The sequence below is a fragment of the Microbacterium sp. NPDC089189 genome (assembly GCF_040685095.1).
Classification (GTDB): domain Bacteria; phylum Actinomycetota; class Actinomycetes; order Actinomycetales; family Microbacteriaceae; genus Microbacterium.
This window is the reverse complement of record NZ_JBFBHG010000028.1, coordinates 14,548-38,278: the sequence shown is the minus strand read 5'-3', so window position 1 is coordinate 38,278 and position 23,731 is coordinate 14,548. Positions and strand designations below refer to the sequence as shown.

At 71.3% G+C, this 23,731-nt stretch carries 21 protein-coding genes and 1 riboswitch; of the genes, 6 read left to right on the top strand and 15 right to left on the bottom strand.

All coding sequences use genetic code 11. The features are described from left to right. Positions 1-109: 109 nt before the first annotated feature. From AB0N73_RS14270 to AB0N73_RS14230, 9 genes are all read right to left on the bottom strand, one after another. Positions 110-574 carry an NUDIX domain-containing protein gene (locus AB0N73_RS14270; RefSeq protein WP_363564611.1) on the bottom strand — a complete coding sequence of 155 codons (465 nt, stop codon included), beginning with the start codon at positions 572-574 and terminating at the stop codon, positions 110-112. Positions 575-687: 113 nt separating this feature from the next. Continuing rightward, entirely contained in the window at positions 688-1,704 is a 1,017-nt protein-coding gene (locus AB0N73_RS14265; RefSeq protein ID WP_363564609.1) for an aldo/keto reductase family protein, read from the bottom strand. Positions 1,705-1,767: 63 nt separating this feature from the next. Continuing rightward, positions 1,768-2,391, bottom strand: a complete 624-nt coding sequence (locus tag AB0N73_RS14260) for a response regulator transcription factor (protein ID WP_363564607.1) — start codon at positions 2,389-2,391, stop codon at positions 1,768-1,770. Continuing rightward, positions 2,388-3,575 (bottom strand): sensor histidine kinase, encoded by a 1,188-nt coding sequence (locus AB0N73_RS14255; RefSeq protein WP_363564605.1) that lies wholly within the window; start codon positions 3,573-3,575, stop codon positions 2,388-2,390. Before AB0N73_RS14255 ends, AB0N73_RS14260 begins: the two co-directional genes overlap by 4 nt. Next, positions 3,576-4,433 (bottom strand): ABC transporter permease, encoded by an 858-nt coding sequence (locus AB0N73_RS14250; RefSeq protein WP_363564603.1) that lies wholly within the window; start codon positions 4,431-4,433, stop codon positions 3,576-3,578. Beyond that, positions 4,430-5,359: an ABC transporter ATP-binding protein gene (locus AB0N73_RS14245; protein ID WP_363564601.1), complete on the bottom strand. Its 930-nt coding sequence runs from the start codon at positions 5,357-5,359 to the stop codon at positions 4,430-4,432. Before AB0N73_RS14245 ends, AB0N73_RS14250 begins: the two co-directional genes overlap by 4 nt. Before the next feature lie 79 nt (positions 5,360-5,438). Further along, entirely contained in the window at positions 5,439-7,403 is a 1,965-nt protein-coding gene (locus AB0N73_RS14240; RefSeq protein WP_363564599.1) for an AarF/UbiB family protein, read from the bottom strand. Positions 7,404-7,445: 42 nt separating this feature from the next. Further along, positions 7,446-8,693 carry a 23S rRNA (adenine(2503)-C(2))-methyltransferase RlmN gene (rlmN, locus tag AB0N73_RS14235; RefSeq protein ID WP_363564597.1) on the bottom strand — a complete coding sequence of 416 codons (1,248 nt, stop codon included), beginning with the start codon at positions 8,691-8,693 and terminating at the stop codon, positions 7,446-7,448. A gap of 36 nt (positions 8,694-8,729) precedes the next feature. After that, on the bottom strand, positions 8,730-10,205 hold the full coding sequence (locus AB0N73_RS14230) for a DUF4407 domain-containing protein (protein WP_363564595.1): 1,476 nt from the start codon (positions 10,203-10,205) through the stop codon (positions 8,730-8,732). Between the two features lie 83 nt (positions 10,206-10,288). Here AB0N73_RS14230 and AB0N73_RS14225 point away from each other — a divergent pair, with 83 nt between their 5' ends. From AB0N73_RS14225 to AB0N73_RS14205, 5 genes are all read left to right on the top strand, one after another. Beyond that, the gene (locus AB0N73_RS14225; RefSeq protein ID WP_363564593.1) at positions 10,289-11,203 is read left to right on the top strand and encodes a PRD domain-containing protein; all 915 of its coding nucleotides are present in this window, start codon (positions 10,289-10,291) and stop codon (positions 11,201-11,203) included. 184 nt (positions 11,204-11,387) lie between these two features. Next, positions 11,388-13,244 carry a beta-glucoside-specific PTS transporter subunit IIABC gene (locus tag AB0N73_RS14220; RefSeq protein ID WP_363564591.1) on the top strand — a complete coding sequence of 619 codons (1,857 nt, stop codon included), beginning with the start codon at positions 11,388-11,390 and terminating at the stop codon, positions 13,242-13,244. Positions 13,245-13,318: 74 nt separating this feature from the next. Beyond that, on the top strand, positions 13,319-14,737 hold the full coding sequence (locus AB0N73_RS14215; RefSeq protein WP_363564589.1) for a glycoside hydrolase family 1 protein: 1,419 nt from the start codon (positions 13,319-13,321) through the stop codon (positions 14,735-14,737). Positions 14,738-14,861: 124 nt separating this feature from the next. Continuing rightward, positions 14,862-15,698, top strand: coding sequence for a Cof-type HAD-IIB family hydrolase (locus tag AB0N73_RS14210; protein WP_363564587.1), 837 nt, complete (start codon positions 14,862-14,864; stop codon positions 15,696-15,698). Between the two features lie 45 nt (positions 15,699-15,743). Then, entirely contained in the window at positions 15,744-16,214 is a 471-nt protein-coding gene (locus AB0N73_RS14205) for a GNAT family N-acetyltransferase (protein WP_363564585.1), read from the top strand. 21 nt (positions 16,215-16,235) lie between these two features. On the opposite strand, the gene AB0N73_RS14200 is transcribed toward AB0N73_RS14205, so the two are convergent. The 6 genes from AB0N73_RS14200 to AB0N73_RS14175 form a co-directional block, all read right to left on the bottom strand. After that, positions 16,236-17,087, bottom strand: a complete 852-nt coding sequence (locus AB0N73_RS14200) for an NAD(P)-dependent oxidoreductase (protein ID WP_363564583.1) — start codon at positions 17,085-17,087, stop codon at positions 16,236-16,238. A 19-nt stretch (positions 17,088-17,106) separates the two neighbouring features. Beyond that, complete coding sequence (locus AB0N73_RS14195) at positions 17,107-17,877, bottom strand: enoyl-CoA hydratase/isomerase family protein (RefSeq protein WP_363564581.1); 771 nt, start codon at positions 17,875-17,877, stop codon at positions 17,107-17,109. Next, positions 17,874-18,635: an SDR family NAD(P)-dependent oxidoreductase gene (locus tag AB0N73_RS14190; RefSeq protein ID WP_363564579.1), complete on the bottom strand. Its 762-nt coding sequence runs from the start codon at positions 18,633-18,635 to the stop codon at positions 17,874-17,876. Before AB0N73_RS14190 ends, AB0N73_RS14195 begins: the two co-directional genes overlap by 4 nt. A 434-nt stretch (positions 18,636-19,069) precedes the next feature. Next, on the bottom strand, positions 19,070-19,858 hold the full coding sequence (locus AB0N73_RS14185; RefSeq protein WP_363564577.1) for an energy-coupling factor transporter transmembrane component T: 789 nt from the start codon (positions 19,856-19,858) through the stop codon (positions 19,070-19,072). Beyond that, complete coding sequence (locus AB0N73_RS14180) at positions 19,855-21,306, bottom strand: ATP-binding cassette domain-containing protein (RefSeq protein WP_363564575.1); 1,452 nt, start codon at positions 21,304-21,306, stop codon at positions 19,855-19,857. Before AB0N73_RS14180 ends, AB0N73_RS14185 begins: the two co-directional genes overlap by 4 nt. Positions 21,307-21,310: 4 nt before the next feature. Beyond that, positions 21,311-21,952: an ECF transporter S component gene (locus tag AB0N73_RS14175; protein WP_363564573.1), complete on the bottom strand. Its 642-nt coding sequence runs from the start codon at positions 21,950-21,952 to the stop codon at positions 21,311-21,313. After that, a riboswitch (TPP riboswitch) is annotated at positions 21,946-22,056 on the bottom strand. It overlaps the preceding gene by 7 nt. 36 nt (positions 22,057-22,092) lie before the next feature. Here AB0N73_RS14175 and AB0N73_RS14170 point away from each other — a divergent pair. Next, positions 22,093-23,721, top strand: coding sequence for a D-alanyl-D-alanine carboxypeptidase (locus AB0N73_RS14170; protein ID WP_363564571.1), 1,629 nt, complete (start codon positions 22,093-22,095; stop codon positions 23,719-23,721). Positions 23,722-23,731 lie beyond the last annotated feature (10 nt).

Below are 23,731 nucleotides of genomic sequence, written 5' to 3'. Positions count from 1 at the left end.
GTCAGGGGGCGGGCTCAGGGGGGCGGGGTCAGGGGGGCGGGGTCAGGGGGGCGGGGTCAGGGGGCGGGGTCAGGGGGCGGGGTCAGGGGGGCGGGGTCAGGGGGCGGGGTCAGGGGGTGAGGCGCTGGGCGAGGGCCTCGAGGGCGGGGCGCTGCCCGGCGACCACGAGCTCCTGCGCGCGGGCGATCGGCACCCATTCGGCGCGATCCACCTCGGGGAACGACTGCACCCGGCCCGAACGCGGCGGCCACTCGAGCTCGAACTCGCCGAAGCGCAGACCGATCAGGCGCACGCCGCGGCCGTCGGCGAGGAACACCGTCACGCGCTTGCCCGAGCTGTACCGGAACGTGCCGAGCTCGTCGTACGGTCCGGGCGGCGGCTCGATGCCCAGCTCCTCGCGGAACTCGCGGGCCGCCGCATCCGCCGCCGCCTCGGCGTCGGGATCGAACTCGCCCTTGGGGATCGACCACGCGCCGACGTCCTTGCGGCGCCAGAACGGACCGCCCATATGGGCGATCAGCACCTCGAGCGGGTCCGCCCGGTAGAGCAGGAGACCCGCGCTCTGCACGCTCATGCGCCGCACGCGTCCGTGTCGAGCGGAGGAGATCCGGGCAGCGGAGGAGCGAGATCCGCGGATGCGTCCTCCGCTCGCTGGATCTCCTCCGCTGCCCGGCCCCACTCCATGCCTCAGTCCCCCGGACGCCCCTTCGGAGACACCTGGTACGTGAGGGACCCGTCGGTCTCGGCGACCGGCCGGAGCGCCGCGTCGATCGCGCTCAGGGTGTCGGCGTCGAGCACGACTCCCGAGGCCTTGACCGTGTCGTCGAGCTGCTCGGGGCGGGAGGCACCCACGAGCGCGGCCGACACGTTCGGGTTCTGCAGCACCCAGGCGATCGCGAGCTGGGGCAGCGTCAGCCCCGCGTCGGCCGCGACCGGCTTCAGGCTCTGCACCGCGGCGAGCACCTCATCGCGCAGGAATCGCTTGATGAAGGTGGCGCCGCTCTTCTCGTCGGTGGCGCGCGAGCCGGTCGGCACGGGCTGGCCGGGCAGGTACTTGCCGCTCAGCACGCCCTGCGCCATCGGCGACCAGACGATCTGCGAGATGCCGAGCTCCTCCGAGGTCGGCACGACCTTCTCCTCGATGACCCGCCAGAGGGCCGAGTACTGCGGCTGGTTCGACACGAGCTGCACGCCGAGGTCCTTGGCCAGCGCGTGTCCGTCGCGCAGCTGCTCGGCCGTCCACTCCGAGACGCCGATGTAGAGCGCCTTGCCCTGGCGAACCACATCCGCGAAGGCCTGCATGGTCTCCTCCAGCGGCGTCTCGTAGTCGTACCGGTGCGCCTGGTAGAGGTCGACGTACTCCACGCCGAGGCGGCGCAGCGACCCGTGGATGCCGTCGAAGATGTGCTTGCGCGAAAGACCCTGATCGTTGGGACCCTGGGGGCCGATCGGCCAGTAGACCTTGGTGAAGATCTCGAGCGACTCGCGACGCTGACCCTTCAGCGCCTCGCCGAGCACCTCCTCCGCGGCCGTGTTGGCGTAGGTGTCGGCCGTGTCGAAGCTCGTGATGCCGAGATCGAGCGCGCGATGCACCGTCGCGATCGCCGCGTCGTTCTCGACCTGCGACGCGTGGGTGATCCAGTTGCCGTAGGTGATCTCCGAGACCTTGAATCCACTGTTGCCGAGATAGCGGTAGTTGACCATGGAACAACGCTAGCGGCGCTCGGAGGCCCGGGCTCCGAGATCCGTCATCCGGCGGCACCCGGGCTACAGGAGACCGAGTTCCATCGCGCGGGTGACGGCGCGCGTGCGGTCGCCGACCTCGAGCTTGGCGAAGACGTGCAGCAGATGGGTCTTCACCGTCGCCTCGCCCAGGAAGAGCCGTTCGGCGATCGCGCGGTTGCTCAGGCCCGCCGACACGAGCCGCAGCACGTCGAGCTCACGGGCCGTCAGGATCGGGGGCGGCGCAGCCGGCGCGTTCGCCCGGCGGACGAGGACACGGGCCACGCTCGGCGCGAGCGCCACCTCTCCCGCCGCGACGGCGCGAATCCCGGCCAGGAGCTCCTGCTCGGGCGCTGCCTTCAGCAGATACCCGCTCGCGCCGGCGCCGATGGCGCGGAGGATCGCATCGTCGCTCTCGTAGGTGGTGAGCACCAGGACGCGGGCCGCGGGGTGGTCGGCGAGGATGCGGGTCGTCGCGGTCTCGCCGTCCATCCCGGGCATCCGCAGGTCCATCAGCACCACGTCGGGAGACGCGTCGGCGACGAGGGCGAGCGCTCCCGCTCCGTCCGCGGCGGTGCCGACGACATCCATGTCGCTCGCGGCCGACACCACGGCCACGAGCCCCGCGCGCACGATCGGGTGATCGTCGACGATCAGGACCCGGATCATGCGGAACCTCCGTTCGGGATGCGTGCGCGCAGCTCGACCGCATCCGCGGATCCGTCGATCTCGAGGCTGCCGCCGAGCAGCGCGAGCCGGTCGCGCAGCCCGGCGAGCCCGAACCCCGCCGCGACCGCGTCGGGGTCGAAACCCCGGCCGTCGTCGCGTACGCGCAGCACGGCGTCGGTGCCGTCCTCGCTCAGGTCGACACGGACGCGGGAGGCGGCGGCGTGCTTACGGATGTTCCCGAACCCCTCCTGCGCCGAACGCAGCAGCGCCACCTCGGTCTCGCGGTCGAGCGGATGCGACAGCCTGACGCTGACGTCGACCGCGACGCCGGCCTCGCGACGGAAGCGGTCCGCGAGGGTTCCGAGCGCCTGCTCGATCCCGCCGCCGTCGAGTTCGAGCGGCGCACTTCCCGCCACCAGGACCCGGGTCTCGGTGAGGGCCGCGCGCACCGACTCCTCGACGAGCGCGAGGGCAGCGTCGTCGAGTGTCCCCTCGTCGCGTCGGTGACGCGCGCGCTGCACGAGCAGCACGGCGGCGGTGAGCGACTGGGCGATGGTGTCGTGCAGTTCGCGCGAGATCCGCGCGCGCTCCGCCGTGGTCCCGGCGTCGCGGTGCAGCGCGGCCAGTTCATGCTGCGCCGCCGTCAGCTCCGCGAGGAGGCGTCCGCGCTCGACGCCGTACCGGTAGACGCTGCTGATCCACAGCCCCATGACGACGTTCACGGCGAAGGAGACGATCTGGGTCAGCAACGCGGTGATCCACCATCCGTCCTCCGACCCGGTGCTCGCCGCGAAACCGACGAAGACCGCCGCGGAGAGGACGAACGTCGCCGGGAGCGCCGTTCGCAGGGTCGGCAGCAGCGCCCAGACCACCGGATACGCCCAGAACTGGAAGGTCGCGTTGCTGGGGACGACCGCTGTGAGGCCGGCGACCAGGAGGATGGTCACCGCGACGCTCACGACCGCCGGCACCGATCCGGCGGCGACCCGCCGGATGAACAGCACGAACGCCGCGGCGTAGGCGGCGATGACCGCCGCCGTCAGCCCGACCGGTGCCCACGGTCCGCCATCCGGAATGGCCCACGCCGCACACGTCACGACGCAGACGACACCGACGGCCGCCAGCGAGACCCCCCACCCCTTCGCGCTGACGGCCGCCGGTTCGCCGGCCCGGGGTTCGCTCATTCAGCCATCCTTGCGGATCCACCGGAACGTGACCCGGGCCAGCACGAGACCCGCGACCAGCCAGATCCCCGTGACGAGGAGCGTCATCGGGTGCTCCCACGTCCCCGTGGGGGTCATCGCGACGAACGACTCCGGCAGGAACACCGACTGCATGCCCTGCACGAGCCAGCGCAGCGGGAAGATGCTCGCGACGGTCTGCAGCCACGCCGGGAGGCCCGCGAACGGGATGAAGACGCCCGAGACGAACTGCAGGATGAGCACGATGGGCAGCACGACGGCCGTGGCGCTGCGACCCGTGCGGGGCAGGGCGCTCAGGCCGATTCCGAGGATGGCGCAGGTCGTCACGCCCAGGACGAAGACCCAGGCGAAGGTGAGCCACCGCTCCGGGGTGGACGGGAGCGCCACGCCGAACCCGAGAGCTGCCACGGCGATCAGCAGCCCGGCCTGCAGGATGCCGGTCACCAGCACCATGCCGAGCTTGCCGATGAAGTACGAGACGGGACTCAGAGGTGTGCCGCCCAGACGCTTGAGTGTGCCGTCGCTGCGTTCCATCGCGATGTCGATCGCGAGGCTCTGCACGCCCGAGAGCAGGAGCCCCGCGGCCACCATGCTCGGCAGGTAGAAGGCCGCGGCGCTGATCTCGTCGCCCTCGCCCCCGTACGTCTGCGCGCTGAAGGCGAGCGAGAAGATGAGCAGCAGCACGACGGGGAACAGGAAGGTGAAGAACACCGAGTCGCCCTGACGGAAGTACCCCTTCACCTCGTAGCCGATGCGGGCGAACCCGAGGCGCAGGATGCCGCCGAGTCCGGTGGCGGAACGCCCCCGCGCGGGCCGGGTCGTCGTGAGCGCGGCACTCATGCGGATACTCCTTCGGCCGCGGGGGTCGCGGGATCGACGACGGGCTCGGCACCGGCCGCCCGTGGCGACGGGCCGGCCTCGTCGGCGCGGATGAACGAGAGGTAGATGTCCTCGAGAGCGGGGCGCACGACCTCGAGATCGTCCGGCTCCGCGTCGCCGGCTGCGGCGACCAGACCGGCCACGAACTGACCGGGCCGATCGGTGCGCTCCTCGCGGAGGCGACCGCCGTCGCGCCACCGCACCACCGGCACCCGCGCATCGGCTCCGCCCAGCTCGTCGATGCGCCCGAGGGCGGCGACGCGGCCGGCCACGATGATCGCGGCTCGCTCGGCGAGCGCTGCCGCTTCGTCCAGGTAGTGGGTGGTGAGGATGATCGTCGTGCCCTCGTCCTGCAACCCCCGGATGAGGTCCCAGAACTGTCGGCGCGCCTCGGGATCGAAGCCGGTGGTGGGCTCGTCGAGGAACAGCAGCTCGGGCGATCCGACGATGCCCAGGGCGACGTCGACACGGCGACGCTGCCCGCCCGAGAGCTTCCGCACGCTCGTCTTCGCCTTCGCCCCCAGCCCCACGGCCTCGATGACCTCGTCGATCGACCGCGGGTTCGGGTAGAACCCCGCGAAATGGGCGAGCATCTCGCGCACGGTGGCGGTCGGCGCCTCACCGGTGTCCTGCAGCACGATGCCGAGGCGGGACTTCCACGCGGCACCGCCGTGGGCCGGATCGACGCCGAGGACGCTCACGGCGCCGGCGGTGCGGTCGCGATACCCCTCGAGGATCTCGATGGTCGTGCTCTTGCCGGCGCCGTTGGGTCCGAGCAGCGCGAAGGTCTCGCCGCGTCGGATCTCGAAGTCGACCCCGCGCAGGGCTTCGAATCCCCCGCGATACACCTTGCGGAGTCCTTCGACCCGCACCACCGCATCCGTCATGTCCCGAGCATCCCGCGAAGACGCCCGTCGTCGCCACCGCCATCCGGTGGCTTCGTCATCCACCGATCGGTGGATGCGGTCAGCTCCGGCGTCGTCGATCGAACGCCGCGCGCAGGCTCCGCAGCATCAGGAGCAGGCCCGCGAGCCCGATGAGCGAGCCCAGGAACGGGAACAGCGGCACCTCGGGGGTGAGGTTCGGCCCGCCCTCCGAGACGCCGAGCGTGACGGCGCTGATCACGAGGGCGATGCCCACCAGGGTGGTCGTGAGCCGACTGAACAGGCGCTCGACGAACCCCTGCTCCGACGAGCCGTCGAGGGTGCGCAGGCGCACCGAGAACGTGCCGTCCTCGAGCTGGGAGGTGAGGGTCTGCACGCGGCGCGGCATCCGTCGCAGCTGCTCGCTCACGATCGCCGCACTCGTCTGCGCCGACAGCGCGAGGCTCTTCGGCGAGGCCAGCGCGCGGGCGAAGTGCGGGGCGCGTTCGAGCGCGCGCCCGATCATGTCGTAGTCGGGGCGGAGGCGCCGCAGCGTCCCCTCGAGCGACCCGAGCGTTCGGAACACCAGGAGCAACGACGGCGGGAGCGCCAGCCGGTGCCGTCGCATCACGTCGATCAGGGACGCGAAGATGTTGCCGTCGACACGGGAGTTGTGCACGCGGGTGAGGATCACGCCGACGTCGTGCTGCAGCGCGCTCTGGTCGACCGGATCGGTGTCGGAGGGCGTGACGAGCATGAGCACCACATCCGTCGCGGCGACGTCGTCCTCGTTCGCGATGGCGACCAGGAGCGGCAGCAGCAGGCGTCGCAGGCTCTTCTCGAGCACGCCGACCGACCCGAAGTCGATGAGGGTGACCACGCCGTCCTCGCCGAGGATGAGGTTGCCGGGATGCAGATCGGCGTGGAACACCCCGAGCACCGCGATCTGCTCGAACACGGCGTCGAGCACGCCGTCGGCGATCCTGGTCGCCTCCTCCGGGTCGATCGCCGCCGCGTCGATGCGGCTGAACGGGGTGCCGGACGCGCGCTCCTGCACGAGCATCTGCGCGGTCGTGTAGGCGGCGTGGATCTCGGGGATGCGCAGATGCGGCGAGGAGGAGCGCGCCACCGCGCCGCGCAGCATCTCTGTGTTGGCGGCTTCGAGCCGGTAGTCGAGCTCTTCGCGCAGCGCACGCCCGAACTCGGCGGCCAGCCGCACGGCGCCGTAGTCGCGGGCCCACGACGTGTGGCGCTCGGCGTCGGCGGCGAGCCGCTCGACGATGTCGAGGTCCGTGGCGACCTGCGCACGGGCGCTGGGCCGCTGGATCTTGATCACGACGGCGCCTCCGTCCCGCAGCACGGCGGTGTGCACCTGCGCGACGGATGCGGCGGCGAGCGGGGTGGGGTCGACCTCCGCGAACACCTCGTCGAGCGGCCGGTGCAACTGCGCCTCGATCGCCGCGCGCGCCTGCTCCCACGGGATGGGGACGGTCTCCATCTGCAGCGTCGCGAGAGAGGAGGTGAGATCGGGCGGGAGCACGTCGTCGCGGGCCGAGAGCACCTGCCCGATCTTGATGAACGTCACACCGGCGTCGTTCATGGCCGCCACGAGCGCCGCGGGGAGGTCCTCCGCACCGGCCCGATGACGGCCCCGGTAGACGCCCAGACCGTGGCGCGACGCGATGCCGATGATCTGCGCGTAACGCCGCGCGCGGTCACGACGACGGAAGAGCTCGCGCACCACCCGCACCGGGTTCCGCCAGGGCCTGGTCGGCCACAGGAACTCCAGCGAGACGATCGCGATCACATCGAGCGCGAACATCCATCCCAGGGTCACGAGGAGGAAGAGCGCGGCGATGCCGTCGTCGACCGCCAGCCTGTCGCCCTCGATGACGCCCGCCGCCCGCAGCGCCCACAGCGCCAAGGGGGTGCCGCCGATGAACACGACCACACCGGTGATCACCGGCCGAACCCACCCGATGGGAGTCTCGAGCAGCCGCCGCGCGACCCACGTCGCCCCCGCGGCGAAGACCGCCACGATGATCACGTACCAGATGAACTCCGACATCGATCCCCCGCCGTCCCCTGCGACTGCGGGCCCCGCGCCTCGTCAGTCGGTGTGGTCGGAGCCTACCGGGGTCGCCTCGGCGACTTCCTGGTCCTCTTCCGTCGCGACGAGCTGACCGCAGGCTCCGTCGATCTCCTTGCCGCGGGTGTCGCGCAGGGTCGTCGGGATGCCGGCGTCGTTGAGCCGGCGCACGAACTCGTTCTGCACCGAGCGCTCCGACGAGGTCCAGACCGAGCCCGGCGTCGGGTTCAGCGGGATGGGGTTCACGTGCACCCAGCCGCGGCCCCGCGCGTTCAGCTTCTCGGCCAGCAGGTCGGCACGCCAGGCGTGGTCGTTCATGTCCTTGATGAGCGCGTACTCGATCGACACGCGCCGTCCGGTCTTCTCGTAATAGGTGCGGGCGGCATCCAGCGCCTCATCGACCTTCCACCGCGAGTTCACCGGGATGAGCTCGTCGCGCAGGTGGTCGTCGGGGGCGTGGAGCGACAGGGCGAAGGTCACCGGGATGCCCTCGTCCGACAGCTTGAGGATGGCGGGAACGAGTCCGACCGTCGAGACCGTGATGCCGCGCGCGCTCATGCCGAGTCCGTGCTTCTTGTCGACCATGACGCGCACCGCGTGCATGACGCGGGCGTAGTTCGCGAGCGGCTCGCCCATGCCCATGAAGACGATGTTCGTGACACGTTCGTCGGCGTGCTCCGCGGGCCCCAGGCCGCCCTCGCGGATCAGGCGGTTCGCCCGCACGATCTGCTCGACGATCTCGGCCGCCGACATGTTGCGGGTCAGCCCCGCCTGACCGGTGGCGCAGAACGGGCAGTTCATGCCGCATCCGGCCTGCGACGAGACGCAGAGCGTGATGCGGCCGGGGTAGCGCATGAGCACCGACTCGACCAGCGCGCCGTCGTGCAGCTTCCAGAGGAACTTGATCGTGTCGCCGCGATCGGTCTGGAGCCGGCGCACCTCGGTGAGCAGCGGCGGCAGGAGACCCGCGACGAGCTCTTCGCGCCCCGCGGCCGGCAGGTCCGTCATGTGCGCCGGGTCGGAGGTGTAGTGCGTGAAGTAGTGCTTCTCGAGTTGCGCTGCCCGGAACTTGGGGAACCCGAGCTCGACGAGCTTCTCGCCGCGCTGCTCGGCCGTCAGATCGGCGAGGTGCACGGGCGGCTTGCCGCGCTTCGGGCTGGCGAACTGCAGGAGCGGACGACCCGATTCGTCCTTCTTCTGCGACCAGCCCTCGGTCGCCGGGCGCACCTGGCGGGGCTTGGTGGCGCGCACGGGCGAGGTCTCGGTCATGTTCCCAGGGTACGGGAGACCGGCTGGCAGGAGCCCTTACGCGGATGCTTCGGTGGTGACGATCGACGCGCGCTCTCGCCAGGTGCGCGCCGTGACCCTGTCGAGGGCGACCTGGCGCCGGAGCGCATCCGCCTTCTCGTACAGCGAAGGGCCGCCGTAACTCGTGAGCACCTTCACGAGCACGGGCAGCAGCTCGATCATGAAGAAGAGTCCCGCGATCAACCAGTGGGCCCATGCCAGCACCGGTTCCTCGCGCGACAACCGTTCGAGCGCGCTGATCTGACTGAGGATGCCCTGGGCCTCGGCGTTGGATCCCGCCACGGCGGAGGCCCGCTCGTTGTAGGCGGCGGATGCGGCGTCGTACTGCGCCCGCGCGGCCGGCAGCGCATCGCGCGCCTGCTGCTTGTTCTGCTCGGCCGACGTCGCGGCGGCCGTGGTGCCGGCCGCGTTCGCCGCGGTGAGGGCGGCGGTGGCCGTCTGCAGCTGCGCCGCCAGATCGTCGTACGACGCCTGGGCCTGCCCGAGCTGCGCCTCGGCGGCGGCGGAGCTGGCGCCGTCGCCGGTGACCCCGGTGCAGCCCTCGACCGTTCCGGCACCCGCCCCGGTCAGCTCGCACTGGTACAGGGCGCGCGCCCTGTCGATCACGCTCTGCTGCTCGGCCAGCTGCGCCGTCAGCTGGTCGACCGTCTGCTGGGCGGCCAGAGACTCGGCCGATGTCGACGACGTGCCCGCCACGACACCGGTGGCCGCTTGGTTCTCGAGCGCGGCGACGCGGTCGCTGGCGGCATCCAGCGCGAGACGCTCGGGTCCGCTCTCGACGGACTCCTGATCCGACAGCGCCTGCGACACGTTCGTCGAGGTCACCTCGCGGGCGATGTCGTTCTGGAAGATCTGCAGCACGAGCGGCTCCGCGACGACGATGCCGATGAGCGCCGCCATGATGACGCGCGGCACCGCGATGCCCAGCAGCCGAGCGACGTTGCGCGTGGACCGCATGGTCGAGGTCAGGAAGCGGTCGAGGTTGAAGATGATGAGCGCCCAGACCAGGGCGAGCGGAGCCGCGAGCCAGGGCGAGATGCGCACGCCCGTCGTGAGGGCGAAGAGCATCGACAGCGCCGAGACCAGCGCGGTCCCGGCCAGCACGAAGAACATCTGCACGAAGCGGGAGGTCTCCTCCGGCACGTCGTCGAGGACGACGCCCTCGGCGCCGCCGAGGATGGCGAGACGCCGGGCCGGCATGCGTCGGCGCCGGCCGCGCGGGGCGTGGCGGCGGGTCGGCGGGTCGCCTGCGGTGTCGGCGTCGGCGGGCGGGACGGCGGCGTCGCTCGGGACCTCGGTCGTGTCGGCGGCATCGTCCGGGATCACCGCCGTCTCGGTCGCGTCCGCCGCGTCGCCGTCGGGTCGCGGACCCCTGACCTCGTCGAGGTACTGCGCCTCGCTGTCGTCCGGGGTCGGGAGCTCGAAGCGGCCGTCGGCGCCGAAGCGACCCGGGCGATGGGCGGAGAAGGACATCGGGCCACCCTAGGGCGGCGATCCTATGCGCCGGATGCACGGGACCACACCCCGTTCCCGTCCGGGCGCTCTAGTATTCGGTCATGGCCGCTGACCCGACCGCGGGCCGTATCCCGGCGCACAAGGTACTCAACAACAATGTCGTTATCTCACTCGATGAGCAGGGGCGCGAACGCGTCCTCATGGGCCGCGGGCTCGGATTCCAGCTGAAGCCCAACGATCCGATCGACCCCGACAAGGTCGAGAAGACGTTCGTGCTGGATGCCGGCGCCGACGGCGACCGCGAACGGCAGCTGCTCACCGACGTGCCCTACCCGGTGATCGAGGCGGTTACCGGCGCCGTCGACCAGGCGGAGCGCGAGCTCGGCCACCACCTGGGCCGCCGGCTCGCCATCCCGGTCATCGACCACATCCAATACGTCATCGAGCGGCTCGATCAGGGCATCCGCATCCCCGCGACCCACATGCCGGAGCTACGGGTGCTGCACCCGCACGAGTTCACGGCCGCCGAGAACATGGCCCGCAGCATCGGGACGTCGCTGGGCCGCGACCTGCCGCCCGAAGAGGCCGTCTTCCTGACGATGCACCTGCTGAACGCGACGCGCGACGAGCCCAACGGCACGGCCGCACTGCTCTTCCGCCGCGTGCAGCACGTCGCGACCACGGTCGAGACCGGACTCGGCGTCACACTCGACACCGAAAGCCCCGATTACGCGCGATTCGTGCTGCACGTGCAGTTCCTCCTGCAGCGGCTCGTCTCCAAGACCATGCTGCGGTCGGCCGACACCTCGTTCTTCGAGTTCGCCAAGCACAGCTACCCCCGCTCCTATGCGATCGCCGAGCAGGTGAAGGACTACGTGCGCGCCGCGACGGGGTCCGACCTCACCGACGAGGAGCTCCTCTACGTCATCGTCCACGTCGAGCGTCTGGCCTCGCAGGTGGGCGCGAAAGAGACCCCATCCGGATCTGGCGGAGCCGACGAAGAGGTGCTACCGTAACTCGCGCAGGGCCTGAGCGCCCTGCGGACGCGACGGATTGTTACTGCGCACGCAGGCAAAACCTGAACTCACATCGCTGAAAAGCGATGAACGAGTTCAGGTTTTTTTGTTGCCCGGAAACGGTCCGCCCGGCGTCCTCTCCACCCGAGTGCCGCAGTGGAGCGGCAGAAAGCGAGAGTCCGCGATGGACTACTCCAAGACCGCGGCGGGCGTCCTCAAGGGCGTCGGCGGCGAAGAGAACGTCACCTCGCTCGTGCACTGCATGACGCGTCTGCGCTTCGTCCTCAAGGACGAGAGCAAGGCGGATGCCGCCGCGATCAAGGCCGTCCCCGGCGTCGTGACCGTCGCCCAGGCCGGCGGCCAGTACCAGGTCGTCGTCGGCAACGAGGTTCCCGAGGTCTTCGCCGCGATGGGCACGATCTCGAAGTTCGGCGGATCCGGCGAGGCCGCCGCTCCCGCGACGGACGAGCCCAAGGGCAACCTGTTCAACCAGTTCATCAAGATGATCTCGGCGATCTTCACGCCGGTCCTCTGGGCGCTGGCCGGCACGGGCCTCCTCAAGGCCTTCCTCGCCGCCGCCGTGACCTTCGGGTGGATGGACGTCACCACCTCCACCTACGTCGTGCTGAACGCGCTCTCCGACGCCTTCATCAACTTCCTGCCGCTGGCGCTCGCCATCTCGGCCGCGCGCTACTTCAAGGCCGCCGAGTACACCTCGCTCGCGATCGCAGGGGCCCTGCTCTACCCGTCGATCACCGCCCTCGTCGGCGCCCCCGACCTGACGTTCTTCGGCATCCCCTTCACGATGGTCAGCTACGTCTCGAGCGTCATCCCGATCATCATCATCGTGTGGCTGCAGAGCCACGCCGAGAAGTTCCTCTACGCGAAGCTCCCCAGCGCCGTGCGCCGGTTCGTGACCCCGATGATCATCGTGCTCATCGCCGTCCCGCTCGTCTTCGTCGTCATCGGCCCGCTCTCGAGCGTGCTCAGCGGCTGGATCTCCGCCGGCATCGGCTGGCTGTTCACCAACCTCCCCTGGCTCGGCGGCGCCGTCATGGGCGGCCTGTGGCAGGTCTTCGTCATCTTCGGTCTGCACTGGGGCCTCGTGCCGCTGTTCCAGTTCGAGTTCCAGGAGACCGGCCAGATCCTGCTGGTCGCCCCCGTCTTCATGGCCGTTCTCGCACAGGCCGCCGCGGTCGCCGGCGTCTGGGTGCGCACCCGCAACAAGAACCTCCGTTCGCTCGCCGCTCCCGCCACCCTGTCGGGCTTCCTCGCCGGTGTGACCGAGCCCGCCATCTACGGCATCAACCTGCCCCTCAAGCGCCCGTTCGCCTTCGGCATCGTCGGCGGTGTCGTGGGTGGCGCGATCGTCTCGCTCGGCGGCGTGTTCTCGACGAGCTTCGTCGTCCCCTCCGGCCTGGCGCTTCCCGCCCTGCTCGGCAACGGCAACATGGTCATGCTCGGCATCGGCCTTCTCGCCGCGATCGTCATCCCGTTCGCGCTGACCGTCATCGTCGGATTCAAGGACCCGGTCGAGGGCGAGACGCAGGCCGCCGAGAGCAACGACGTCGAGGTGCTGAGCCCGCTCGACGGCACGGTCGTGCCGCTGTCGGAGGTGTCCGACGCCGCGTTCGCGGACGGCAGCCTCGGCCAGGGTGTGGCCATTCGGCCCACCAGCGGCGCGCTGTACGCGCCGTTCGACGCCACGGTCGTCGCCGCGTTCCCGACCGGTCACGCGATCGGTCTGCGTCACGCCGACGGTGCCGAGGTGCTCATCCACGTCGGCATCGACACGGTCAAGCTGGCCGGCGAGCACTTCCGCCTCAAGGTCTCGAGCGGTCAGCAGGTCAAGGCCGGCGACCTTCTGCTCGAGTTCGACGGCGACGCCATCGCCGCCGCCGGGTACGACCTGATCACCCCCGTGATCGTCACCAACCCCGACCTGTACCCGGCCGTGGGCTCGCCCGCCGTCGGCCCGATCGCGCACGGTGACGCCCTGTTCTTCGCCGTCGCGGTCGAGCAGGTCCTCGCCGCGAAGTGATCCCCCGGGTGGGGATGCGGACACCCGCATCCCCACCCGTTCATCTGCATCCCACGAAGAGACAGAGAAGAGCTATGAGCACCACCACCTCCTTCCCCGACGGCTTCCTCTGGGGCGGCGCGACCGCCGCCAACCAGATCGAGGGCGGGTACGACCAGGGCGGCAAGGGCCTGTCGATCCAGGACGTCATGCCCAAGGGCATCATGACGCCCCCGGTCGAGGGCCCCACCCCGGACAACCTGAAGCTCGAGGCCATCGACTTCTACCACCGGTACGCGGAGGACATCGCGCTGTTCGCGAAGATGGGCTTCGGCGTCTACCGCCTGTCGATCGCCTGGAGCCGGATCTTCCCGAACGGCGACGACGAGGAGCCCAACGAGGAGGGTCTCGCCTTCTACGACCGCGTCTTCGACGAGCTCGAGAAGCACGGCATCGAGCCGCTCGTGACGATCTCGCACTACGAGACGCCGCTCAACCTGGCGCGCACCTACGACGGGTGGGTCAGCCGCGACCTCATCGGCTTCTACGAGCGCTACGTGCGCGTGCTCTTCACCCGCTACGGCGCCCGCGTGAAGTACTGGCTGACCTTCAACGAGATCAACTCCGTGCTGCACGCGCCGTTCATGAGCGGCGGCATCCAGACGCCTAAGGAACAGCTCTCGACGAAGGACCTGTACCAGGCCATCCACCACGAGCTGGTCGCGAGCGCCTCGGCGACGAAGATCGCCCGCGAGCTGGCACCGAACGCCCTCATCGGCTGCATGGTGCTCGCGATGCCGACCTACCCGTTCACCCCGAACCCGCAGGACGTGCTGAAGGCCCAGCACACGGACCAGTCGAACCTCATGTTCGGCGACATCCACGTGCGCGGCGAGTACCCGGGCTACGCGCTGCGTCTGCTGCGCGAGGCCGGCGTCGAGCTCGACATCACCGACGAAGACCGCGAGACGCTGAAGAACACGGTCGACTTCGTGTCGTTCAGCTACTACTCGAGCGTCGCCGAGTCGGCCGACCCCGAGGTCATCCACAACGGCAAGGGCAACCTGTTCGGCGGCGTGCAGAACCCGACGCTGCCCGAGAGCCAGTGGGGCTGGGCGATCGACCCGGTCGGGCTGCGCGTCGTGCTCAACCAGTTCTGGGACCGCTGGCAGAAGCCGCTGTTCATCGTCGAGAACGGTCTGGGCGCGCGCGACGAGCTCGTCGAGGTCGACGGCCGCAAGACCGTCATCGACGACTACCGCATCGCGTACCTCAACGACCACCTCGTGCAGGTCGGCGAGGCGCTCGAGGACGGCGTGGACCTGCTCGGCTACACGACGTGGGGCTGCATCGACATCGTGAGCGCATCGACCGCGCAGCTGAGCAAGCGGTACGGGTTCATCTACGTCGACCGCAACGACGACGGCTCCGGCACCCTCGAGCGTTACGAGAAGAAGTCCTTCGACTGGTACGCCGAGGTCATCCGCACCAACGGCGCCAGCCTCACCCGCTGACGCCCCCTCCGATGCGGTCGGCCCTCACCGGGTCGGCCGCATCGGCGTTCGCACGGCGGTCGCCGATCCCGCCGTTCACCCCCGGTTCGTCGCCGCGCGGCCGGACGACGCAGAATGGATCATCGTGACCCCTCCCCGCATCGCCTTCCTCGACGTCGACGGAACCATCCTCGACCACGGCCGCACCATCGCCCCCTCCACGATCGACGCGATCCGCACGGCTCGCGCGGGCGGCACCCCCGTCTACCTCAGCACGGGGCGCTCCGCGGGAGACATCCATCCGGACGTGCAGGCCATCGGTTTCGACGGCGCGATCACGAACGGCGGCGCCTACGCGGTCGTCGGCGACGAGATCCTCGTGGCCGACCCCATGCCGGAGGATGCGGTCACCCGCCTCGAGGCGTTCTTCGATGCCCACGGCATCCATTACTTCCTGCAGACGGATGAGGCGGTCTACGCCTCGATCGAGGTGCAGACGCTCGTCGCGCAGATGATGCAGCGCTGGCTGGCCGCGCACAGCGGTGACGAGGCGCAGTCGGCGCCGCAGGGCGCCCCGCGGTTCCGCGACCTGGCCCGGATCGACCGCGCCCGCGTGGCGAAGGCCGTGTTCGTGAGCGAGACGGGCGACGCCGTCGCGCGCGCGCAGGCAGAGCTCGGCGACGCGTTCCACGTGGTGCCCGGCAGCATGCCGCTTCCCGGCGGCTCGAACGGCGAGATCGGGATGCGGGGCGTCACCAAGGGCTCCGCCATCCAGTCCGTGCTCGATCACCTGGGCATCGACCGCGCCGACGCGATCGGCATCGGCGACAGCTGGAACGACGTCGAGATGTTCGAGGTCTGCGGGGTGGGCGTCGCGATGGGCAACGCCGACGACGCTTTGAAGGCCCTGGCCGACGAGGTGACGACGTCCGTGCTCGACGACGGCGTGGCCAACGCCTTCCGCCGCCACGGCCTGATCTGAGTCAACCCCGCGGTCCCGGCACACCCCCGGCGTTAGCGTGACGCCATGAGCGACATCCGCATCCGCCCGATCGAGCCCGACGACGCCGGCGAGACGCTGACCCTCCAGCGCGCCGCTTTCGTGCAGGAGGCGCAGATCTACGGCGGCACCGACATGCCCGCGCTCACGCAGACGCTCGAGCAGGTCGCCGCGGAGCTGTCTGACAATCTGGGGAGCGTGGCGCTGCTCGGCACGCGGATGGTGGGGGTCGTCCGCGCGCGTCGCGACGACGATCTGCTGCTGATCGGACGCCTCGCGATCGCGCCCGATGTGCAGGGGGCGGGCATCGGTTCGGCACTGCTCGCCGCGGCCGAGGAACGCGGCCGCGATGCCGGCTGCACGCACGCCGAGCTGTTCACCGGCTCGATGAGCGAAGCGAACCTCCGCCTCTACCGCCGCGAGGGCTACGTCGAGTCGGAGCGCGTGCCCTCCGGCGAGGGTGTCGCCGAGATCTACCTGCGCAAGCAGCTCGGCTGAGGCCGTCCCTCCGGGCGGGCCTCAGTCCAGGAACACGTCGGGGAAGAGCGCCTCGTCGGGCGTCCCCGGCACGGCGGCGTATCCCGAGAAGTCGGTGATGCCGGCGGCCTCGAGCACGTCCTCCACGATGAGCGTCTCGCCGGAGCGCTCGCGCGCGGGCCGGACGAGCACCTCGTAGGCGGCGTCGGCGTAGATCTCGGGCGTACGGCTGGCGCGCATCATCCGCTCGCCGCCCAGCGAGTACTGCACCGCGGCGGTGGCGATGGTCGTGCGCGGCCACAGGGTGTTGGCGGCGATCCCGGCATCGGCGAACTCCGCCGCGATCCCCAGCGTCGCCATCGTCATGCCGTACTTGGCGAGCGTGTACCCGGTGTGGGCGCCCAGCCACTTCGGCGACAGGTTCAGCGGCGGCGACAGCGACAGGATGTGCGGATTCTCCGCATCCTTGAGGATCGGCACGGCCGTGCGCGACAGCAGGAACGTGCCGCGCACGTTGACGTCCTGCATGAGGTCGTACTTCTTGGCCGGCAGGTCGAGCGAGCCGGTCAGATCGATGGCGGACGCGTTGTTGATGACGATGTCGATGCCCCCGAACTCGCCCTGCGTCGTGAGCACGGCCTGGGTGATGTCGGCGTCGTCGCGCACGTCGCCGACGATCGGCAGGGCGCGCCCCCCTGCGGCCTCGATCGCTGCGGCCGCGGTGTGCACGGTCCCCTCGAGTTTCGGATGCGGGGTGTCGGTCTTGGCGAGCAGCGCGATGTTCGCGCCGTCCCGCGCCGCGCGCAGCGCGATGGCCAGCCCGATGCCGCGGCTGCCGCCGGACATCAGGATCGTCTTGCCGGCGAGGCTCGCGCGGTCGGTGTTCTCAGTCATGGGTGTCCGTTCGTCTCGGTCAGCGGCGGCGGGCGGATGCGGCGGCGAACGCCGCGACGCGGGCGCGCGACTCCGCGGTGTCGAAGGCGGCGCCGATCGTCCGCGCCTCGTCGTCCAGGTTCTCGGTGAAGGGGCGCAGCGGTCCGCTCCGGATGAGGCGTTTGGCCTGCCCGAAGGCGGCGGTCGCCCCGTCGGCCCAGAACTGCGCAATCTCGGCGACGCGCGCCGCCGGGTCGTCGACGACCTCTGCCACGAGCCCCCAGTCGAGGGCTTCGTCGGCGGTCAGCGCGCGATCCTGCAGGAGCAGCTGCAGGGCGCGGCGCTGGCCGATGGCGGCCGGCAGAAGCGTGGAGACCCCGAGGTCGGGAGTGAGGCCGATGTTGGCGTAGCGGCTCACGAAACTCGCGCGCGGAGCGGCGACGACGTAGTCCGCGCACAGCAGCAGCCCGAGCCCGCCACCCGCCACGGCGCCCTGCACGGCCGCGACGATCGGCTTGCCCGAGCCGACGAGCGTCCGGATGCCCTCGTGGATGACGTGGGCCGCGCTCGTGACGGCGGCACCGTCGGCACCCGAGGTCGACATGGCGATGACATCGCCGCCGGCGCAGAACGCGGAGCCCGCCGCATCCAGGATCACCGCGCCGACGCTCGGATCGTCGACGACCTGGCGGGTGGCCTCCCGCCACCGCTCCCCCATCGCGAAGTCCATCGCATTGAGGCGCTCGGGGCGGTTCAAGGTCAGACGGGCGATCGGCCCGTCGATGCGCACCAGGATCGCGTCGGCGCTCATCGCGGTGCCATCCGGATCGCGCCGTCGAGTCTGATCGTCTCGCCGTTGAGGTAGCCGTTGCGCACGATCTCGGCCACCAGCGAGGCGTACTCGTCGGGTCGGCCGAGGCGGGGCGGGTAGGGCACCTGGGCGCCGAGCGAATCCTGCGCCGGCTGCGGGAGTCCGGCGAGCATCGGCGTCTCCATGATCCCCGGGGCGATCGTGACGACGCGGATGCCGTGCCGGGCCAGTTCTCGGGCGATCGGCAGCGTCATCGCGTGCACCCCGCCCTTCGACGCCGCGTAGGCCGGCTGGCCGATCTGACCGTCGAACGCGGCGACCGATGCCGTGTTGACGATGACGCCGCGGTCGCCGCCCTCGGTGGGCTCGGACCGTGCGATCACCGCGGACGCCTGCGCGATGACGTTGTAGGTGCCGATGAGGTTGATGCGCACGAGCCGCTCGAAGTCACCGAGCGGAGACGGCGCACCGTCGCGGTCGAGCACCTTGGCGGGCGGCGCGATGCCGGCGCAGTTGACGACGACGCGCAACGGGGCCTCGGCGGATGCGGCTGCCACCGCCTCGGCGATCTGCTCCGGGCTCGTCACGTCGGCGGCCGCGAAGAGTCCGCCGATCTCGGCGGCCCGTTCCTCGCCCGACGACGAGGGCAGATCGACGATCGTGACGCGTGCCCCCTCACCGGCGAGCCGGCGGGCCGTGGCCCAGCCGAGGCCGCTCGCGCCTCCCGTGACCAATGCCGACGCACCTGCGACATCCATACGTTCTCCTTCGAAGGACGGTATCGAGTTCCACCCTACGCGCGACCCGATGCCACCGTCACGCCGCGGCCCGATACCCGCCCGGACGCGATGCGCACGTGCCCCATCTGCCGAGCGCACATCCTGTCGCCCAACGCACATCCGGGAAGATATGCGCTCGACGACCGGATGTGCGCTCGGCAGGGGTGGGGCGTGCGGGGGGGTGGGCCGGGGCCGTCAGCGCACGCGTCAGCGCGGCCGTCAGCGCGGGCCGATACCCGCGCGGACGCGCTGGACGCGTGCGCGATCTGCCGAGCGCACATCCTGTCGCCCAACGCACATCCGGGACGGTATGCGCTCGATGACGGGATGTGCGCTCGGCGGGGGTGGGAGGGCGGAGCGAGCGGGGCGGGAGGCGGGCGCGGGCGGGGGCGCGGGCGCGGGCGGAGCGGGGGTCAGCGGGGGCCGAGGATGAGGTTCCATGCGCCGGTCAGCACGGCGACGGTGACACCGGCCGTCGAGATGGCGGCGCCGGCGGCGGCGACGAGCCACTCGCGCCCGCCGAACCGCGACGGGCGCGCCCAGGTGCGCACGCCCTGGCCCCCGAATCCCCGTGCCTCCATCGCCGTGGCGAGTGTCGCGCCGCGGCGGATCGACAGCACGAGCAGCGCGAAGGCCATCCCCACGAATCGACGGATGCGGCCGCGATCGGCCACGCCCCGCGCACGCCGTGCGAGCTCGAGCGCGCGCCAGTCGTCGAGGAAGAGCCCCACCATCCGCAGCCCCGCGAGCGCCCCCATGACGAACCGCGACGGCAGCCGCAGGGTTTGCCCGAGGCCGTCGGCGAGATCGGTGGGATCGACGGTGATGAACATGATGACCGACGGCAGCGCGATGGCCAGCACGCGGAAGAAGGTAGCCGCGGCGAGCGCGAGCGACCCCTCGCTCACCCGGACGACGAACCAGTCGAGGTACACCTCGCCGCCGACCTGCCCGTAGAGGGCGATCGTCAGCGCCGTCAGCGGCGCCGCCAGCCAGACGGGCCAGGTGCGCACCCAGAACTCCCGCCAGCCGACGCCGAGGAACGGGATCAGCAGCAGCTCGAGGACGAGCGCGGTGAGAGCGGAGACCACATCCAGCGTGAGGACGAGCGGGATCGCGATGAGGGCGGCGGCACCGAGTTTGGCGACGGGGTTGACCCGCGCGAACCAGCCGTCTCGTCCGCGCGCGTCGAGCAGGCTCATGCGGCTCCCGGCAGCGCGAACGTGCGGGCGTGGAGCGCGCGCACCACGTCGAGGTCGTGCGTGATGGCGACCAGCGCAGCGCCGTCGTCGCGCAGGCCCGCGAGCATCGCCACCAGCTCCGCCCACGTGCGGGCGTCCTGGCCGAACGTCGGTTCGTCGAGCACGAGCACACGCGGCCGGGTCACGAGGGCGGCGGCCACCGTGAGACGCCGCTTCTCGCCGCCCGACAGCGTGTAGGGGTTCGCCTGCGCGAGGCGGCCCAGCCGCAGGCGCTCCAGCAGCTCGTCGACGCGGGACGACGTCTCGGCATCCGACAGGCCCAGCGCACGCGGCCCGACCTCGAGTTCGCCGCGGACGGTGCTCGAGAGCAACTGGTGCTCGGGTTCTTGGAACACCATGCCGATGCGCGTCAGCAGCTCGCGGGAACGCCAGTCGATCGGCAGTGCCCCCGCACCGTCGGCGAGCAGGTCGTGCGCGCGCACGCGGCCCGAAACGGGCGGGAGGAGTCCCGCAAGCGTGAGCCCGAGGGTGGATTTGCCGGCGCCATTGGGGCCCACGATCGCGGTGGCCGTGCCCGCCGCGATCTCGAGCGCGAGGCCGGTGGCCACCGCGGTGCCGCGCACCCGCCCGACGGCGAGCTCTTCGGCGGCGAGCAGCGCCGAACCGGGACCGACGCCGGGAGGCGAGGGATGCGGCGGCGGATATCCCGGCACCCAGGCGCCGCCCGCGGCGAGCTCCTCACCCCGCGCGGCGAAGACGGCCTCGGGCGGGCCATCGGCCACGACGCCGTCCTCCCCCAGAACGATCACGCGGGTGACGACATCGAGCCACACCTCGATGCGGTGCTCGACCACGACGAACGTCGCGCCGGTGTCGTCGAGGACACGGCGTACCGCATCCCGCACCTCCACGACGCCCTCGGGATCGAGGTTCGCGGTGGGCTCGTCGAGCAGCAGCAGCCCGGGGCGCATTGCCATGACCCCGGCGAGCGCCAGCCGCTGCTTCTGCCCGCCCGACAGCGCCTTGGTGGGGCGGTCGAGCGGGACACGCAGGTCGACCGCGGCGAGCGCCGCCCGCACGCGGTCCCAGATCTCCGCCCGGGGGACGCCGAGGTTCTCGCAGCCGAAGGCGACGTCGTCGCCCACGCGGGCGAGGATCACCTGCGCGTCCGGGTCCTGCAGGACCAGCCCCACCCGGCCGCGCATCGAGGCCGCCTCGGCACCGTCGATGCGCAGCCGGCCGCGGGATTCTCCGTCGTCGTCACCGCCCAGCACGCCCGCCATGGCGTGCAGCAGCGTCGACTTACCGGCCCCGGAGGCCCCGAGAAGCAGCACGCGCTCGCCCGGTTCGATGCGGAAGGTGGCCTCGGGGACCGCCCAGGCGTGCCGGGAGGCGTGACGCCACCCCCATCCCTCGGCCTCGATCGAGACGGGTTGCGTGCTGCTCACCGGGTCAGACGCGCCCGCGGGCCTGGCGTCCGATCGCGAAGCGGTCCAGCGCCCCTGTCGCGGCGATCCCCCGGGCGAGGAACCACGAGAGGATGCCGGCGATCACCGCGCCGGAGACGACCGTGCTCAGCAGGTAGATCGTCGTGAAGAGCGCATCGGCCCCGGCGAACCACAGCACGAGGTTGTTGATGCCGCCGGCCAGCGCCGCGCCCGCGCCCGCGAGCGCCGCCACCGGCAGGGTGAAGCGCTTGTAGAGGAAGATCAGCAGCACGATCTCGGCGCCCAGCCCCTGCACGAAACCGGCCTCGAGCGTGAGGAAACCGCCCCACTGGTTGCCGACGAGGGCCGACACGACCGCCGCGAGCGTCTCGGTGTAGATCGCAGCGCCGGGCTTGCGGATGATGAGCGCGCCGAGGACGCCGGCGAAGAGCCACGGTCCGTCAAGGAGCCCCTGGAGCCCGGGCAGCAGCGGGTCGAGCAGGGCCTTCGGGCCCAGGTAGCCGATGTTCCACAGCAGGAAGATCAGACCGCTGGCGACGCCGATGACGCTGGCGACGACGATGTCGACGACCCGCCACCGCAGGCGACCGATCGGCGACGACGTGCCCTGAGGGGCGGACGTGGATGTGGACGTAGACGTGTGCATCGAGTGCTCCTTCCTGCGCCGGCATGATCCGGATCAGGTTCGACGGTCGAAGCGTGGATTCGCTTCCTCTCAGCCCGGCTCACCGGACTCCCGTGGTTGACGTGCCGAGTATAGTCCGACACTCGCGCTACCGTAGGCGGGTGACTGTGCAGGGGACACCGCCGCCGACGAGGCGTTCGCTGCGTGCGCGCACCCCGGGAGAAACCGCCTCCGACCGGCCCCTCGGCACGGGCACGGGCCTCGCCGACACGGGAGCGACCGACGCGGTGCTGCCCTCGGGCGACCTGCAGATCGACCTCGACCTGCCCGCGCGCGACTCCGACTCCGTGCCCGCGCGCGTCGCCGCGGCCGGCATCGACCCGGATAGCGCTGCCCCGGCGAGCGCGGCGGCTGCGCCGGCCGCATCCGTCGCGGTCCTGCTCCCTCCCGAAGCTCCGGCGCTGGCCTGGGTGGATGAGGCGGTCGTCGCCCGCGGCACGCGTCCGCCCCTGCAGCTGGAAGCCGCCGGGGCGCCGTCGTTCGTGCCGGTCGCCCCCGATCTGCTGGCCCGCGCACCCCGCCGAACGCCGTGGCGTCCGGGCGTGCTGGTGCCGATCGCCCTGATCCTCACGGTCATCGCCGCGTACTGCGGGACGACGCTGCTGTGGCCGCTCCACGCCGTCGCCCCCCAGGTGTCGGCGCTGGCCGTGCAGCCGGTCGCCGCCGCCCCCGCGACCGGCGCGTGGCCCGCCGCGGGCAGCGCCGCCGTGTCGGTCGACGGCATCTCGACGCCCATCGCCTCGGCGGCCGATCCGCTCTCGATCGCCAGCATCACGAAGGTCGTCACCGCGCTCGTCATCCTCGACGAGATGCCGCTGGCCGTCGGCGAGCAGGGACGCGAGTTCCGCTTCACCTCCGCCGACCGCAGCGCCTACTGGCGCTATCGCGACGCCGGGGAGTCCGCTCTGGACGTGCCCGTGGGCGGATCGCTCACGCAGCTGCAGATGCTGCAGGGGCTGCTCATCGGCTCGGCCAACAACTACGCCGACCGCCTGGCGAGCACCATCTGGCCGACGGACGCCGTGTTCGCCCGCGCCGCGAACGACTGGCTCGAGCTGCACGGCGTGCCCGGCATCACGATCGCCGATCCGAGCGGGATCGACGCGGGCAACGCGGCGACGCCCGAGGCGCTACTGACCCTCGCGCAGCGGGCGCTGGCCGACCCCGTCATCGCCGAGATCGTGCGCACGCCCGCCGTCGAGCTGCCCGGCGCGGGCCTGGTCGAGAACAGCAACCCGCTGCTCGCCGACCCCGGGGTCGTCGGCATCAAGACCGGGACGCTGGACGCCTACAACCTGCTCGCCGCCAAGGACGTCACGGTCGGCGACACGACCGTGCGCGTCTACGCCGCAGCCCTCGGCCAGCCCGATCGCGACACCCGGGATGCGGCCACGCGCGCCCTCTTCCAGCAGGTCGAGCAGGAGCTGCAGCCGACCGTCGCCGTGCCCCAGGGCACCGTCGCCGGCACGGTCGACACCGCCTGGGGCGAGCCCGTGCAGATCCTCACCGGCTCCGACGCCGCCGTGATCCTGTGGAACGCGGCATCCGCATCCGTCTCATCCACCTTCTCGCTGGGGGACGCCGATCAGGCGGGGTCGACGGTCGGAAGCCTCGTCGCCACCGGCCCGAAGGGCGAGGCCACGGTCGATCTGGTGCTGGGCTCCGACGTCGAGGGCCCGAGCCCGTTCTGGCGCCTCACGCATCCCCTGCAGCTCTTCGGCCTCGCCTGAGCGGGACCCT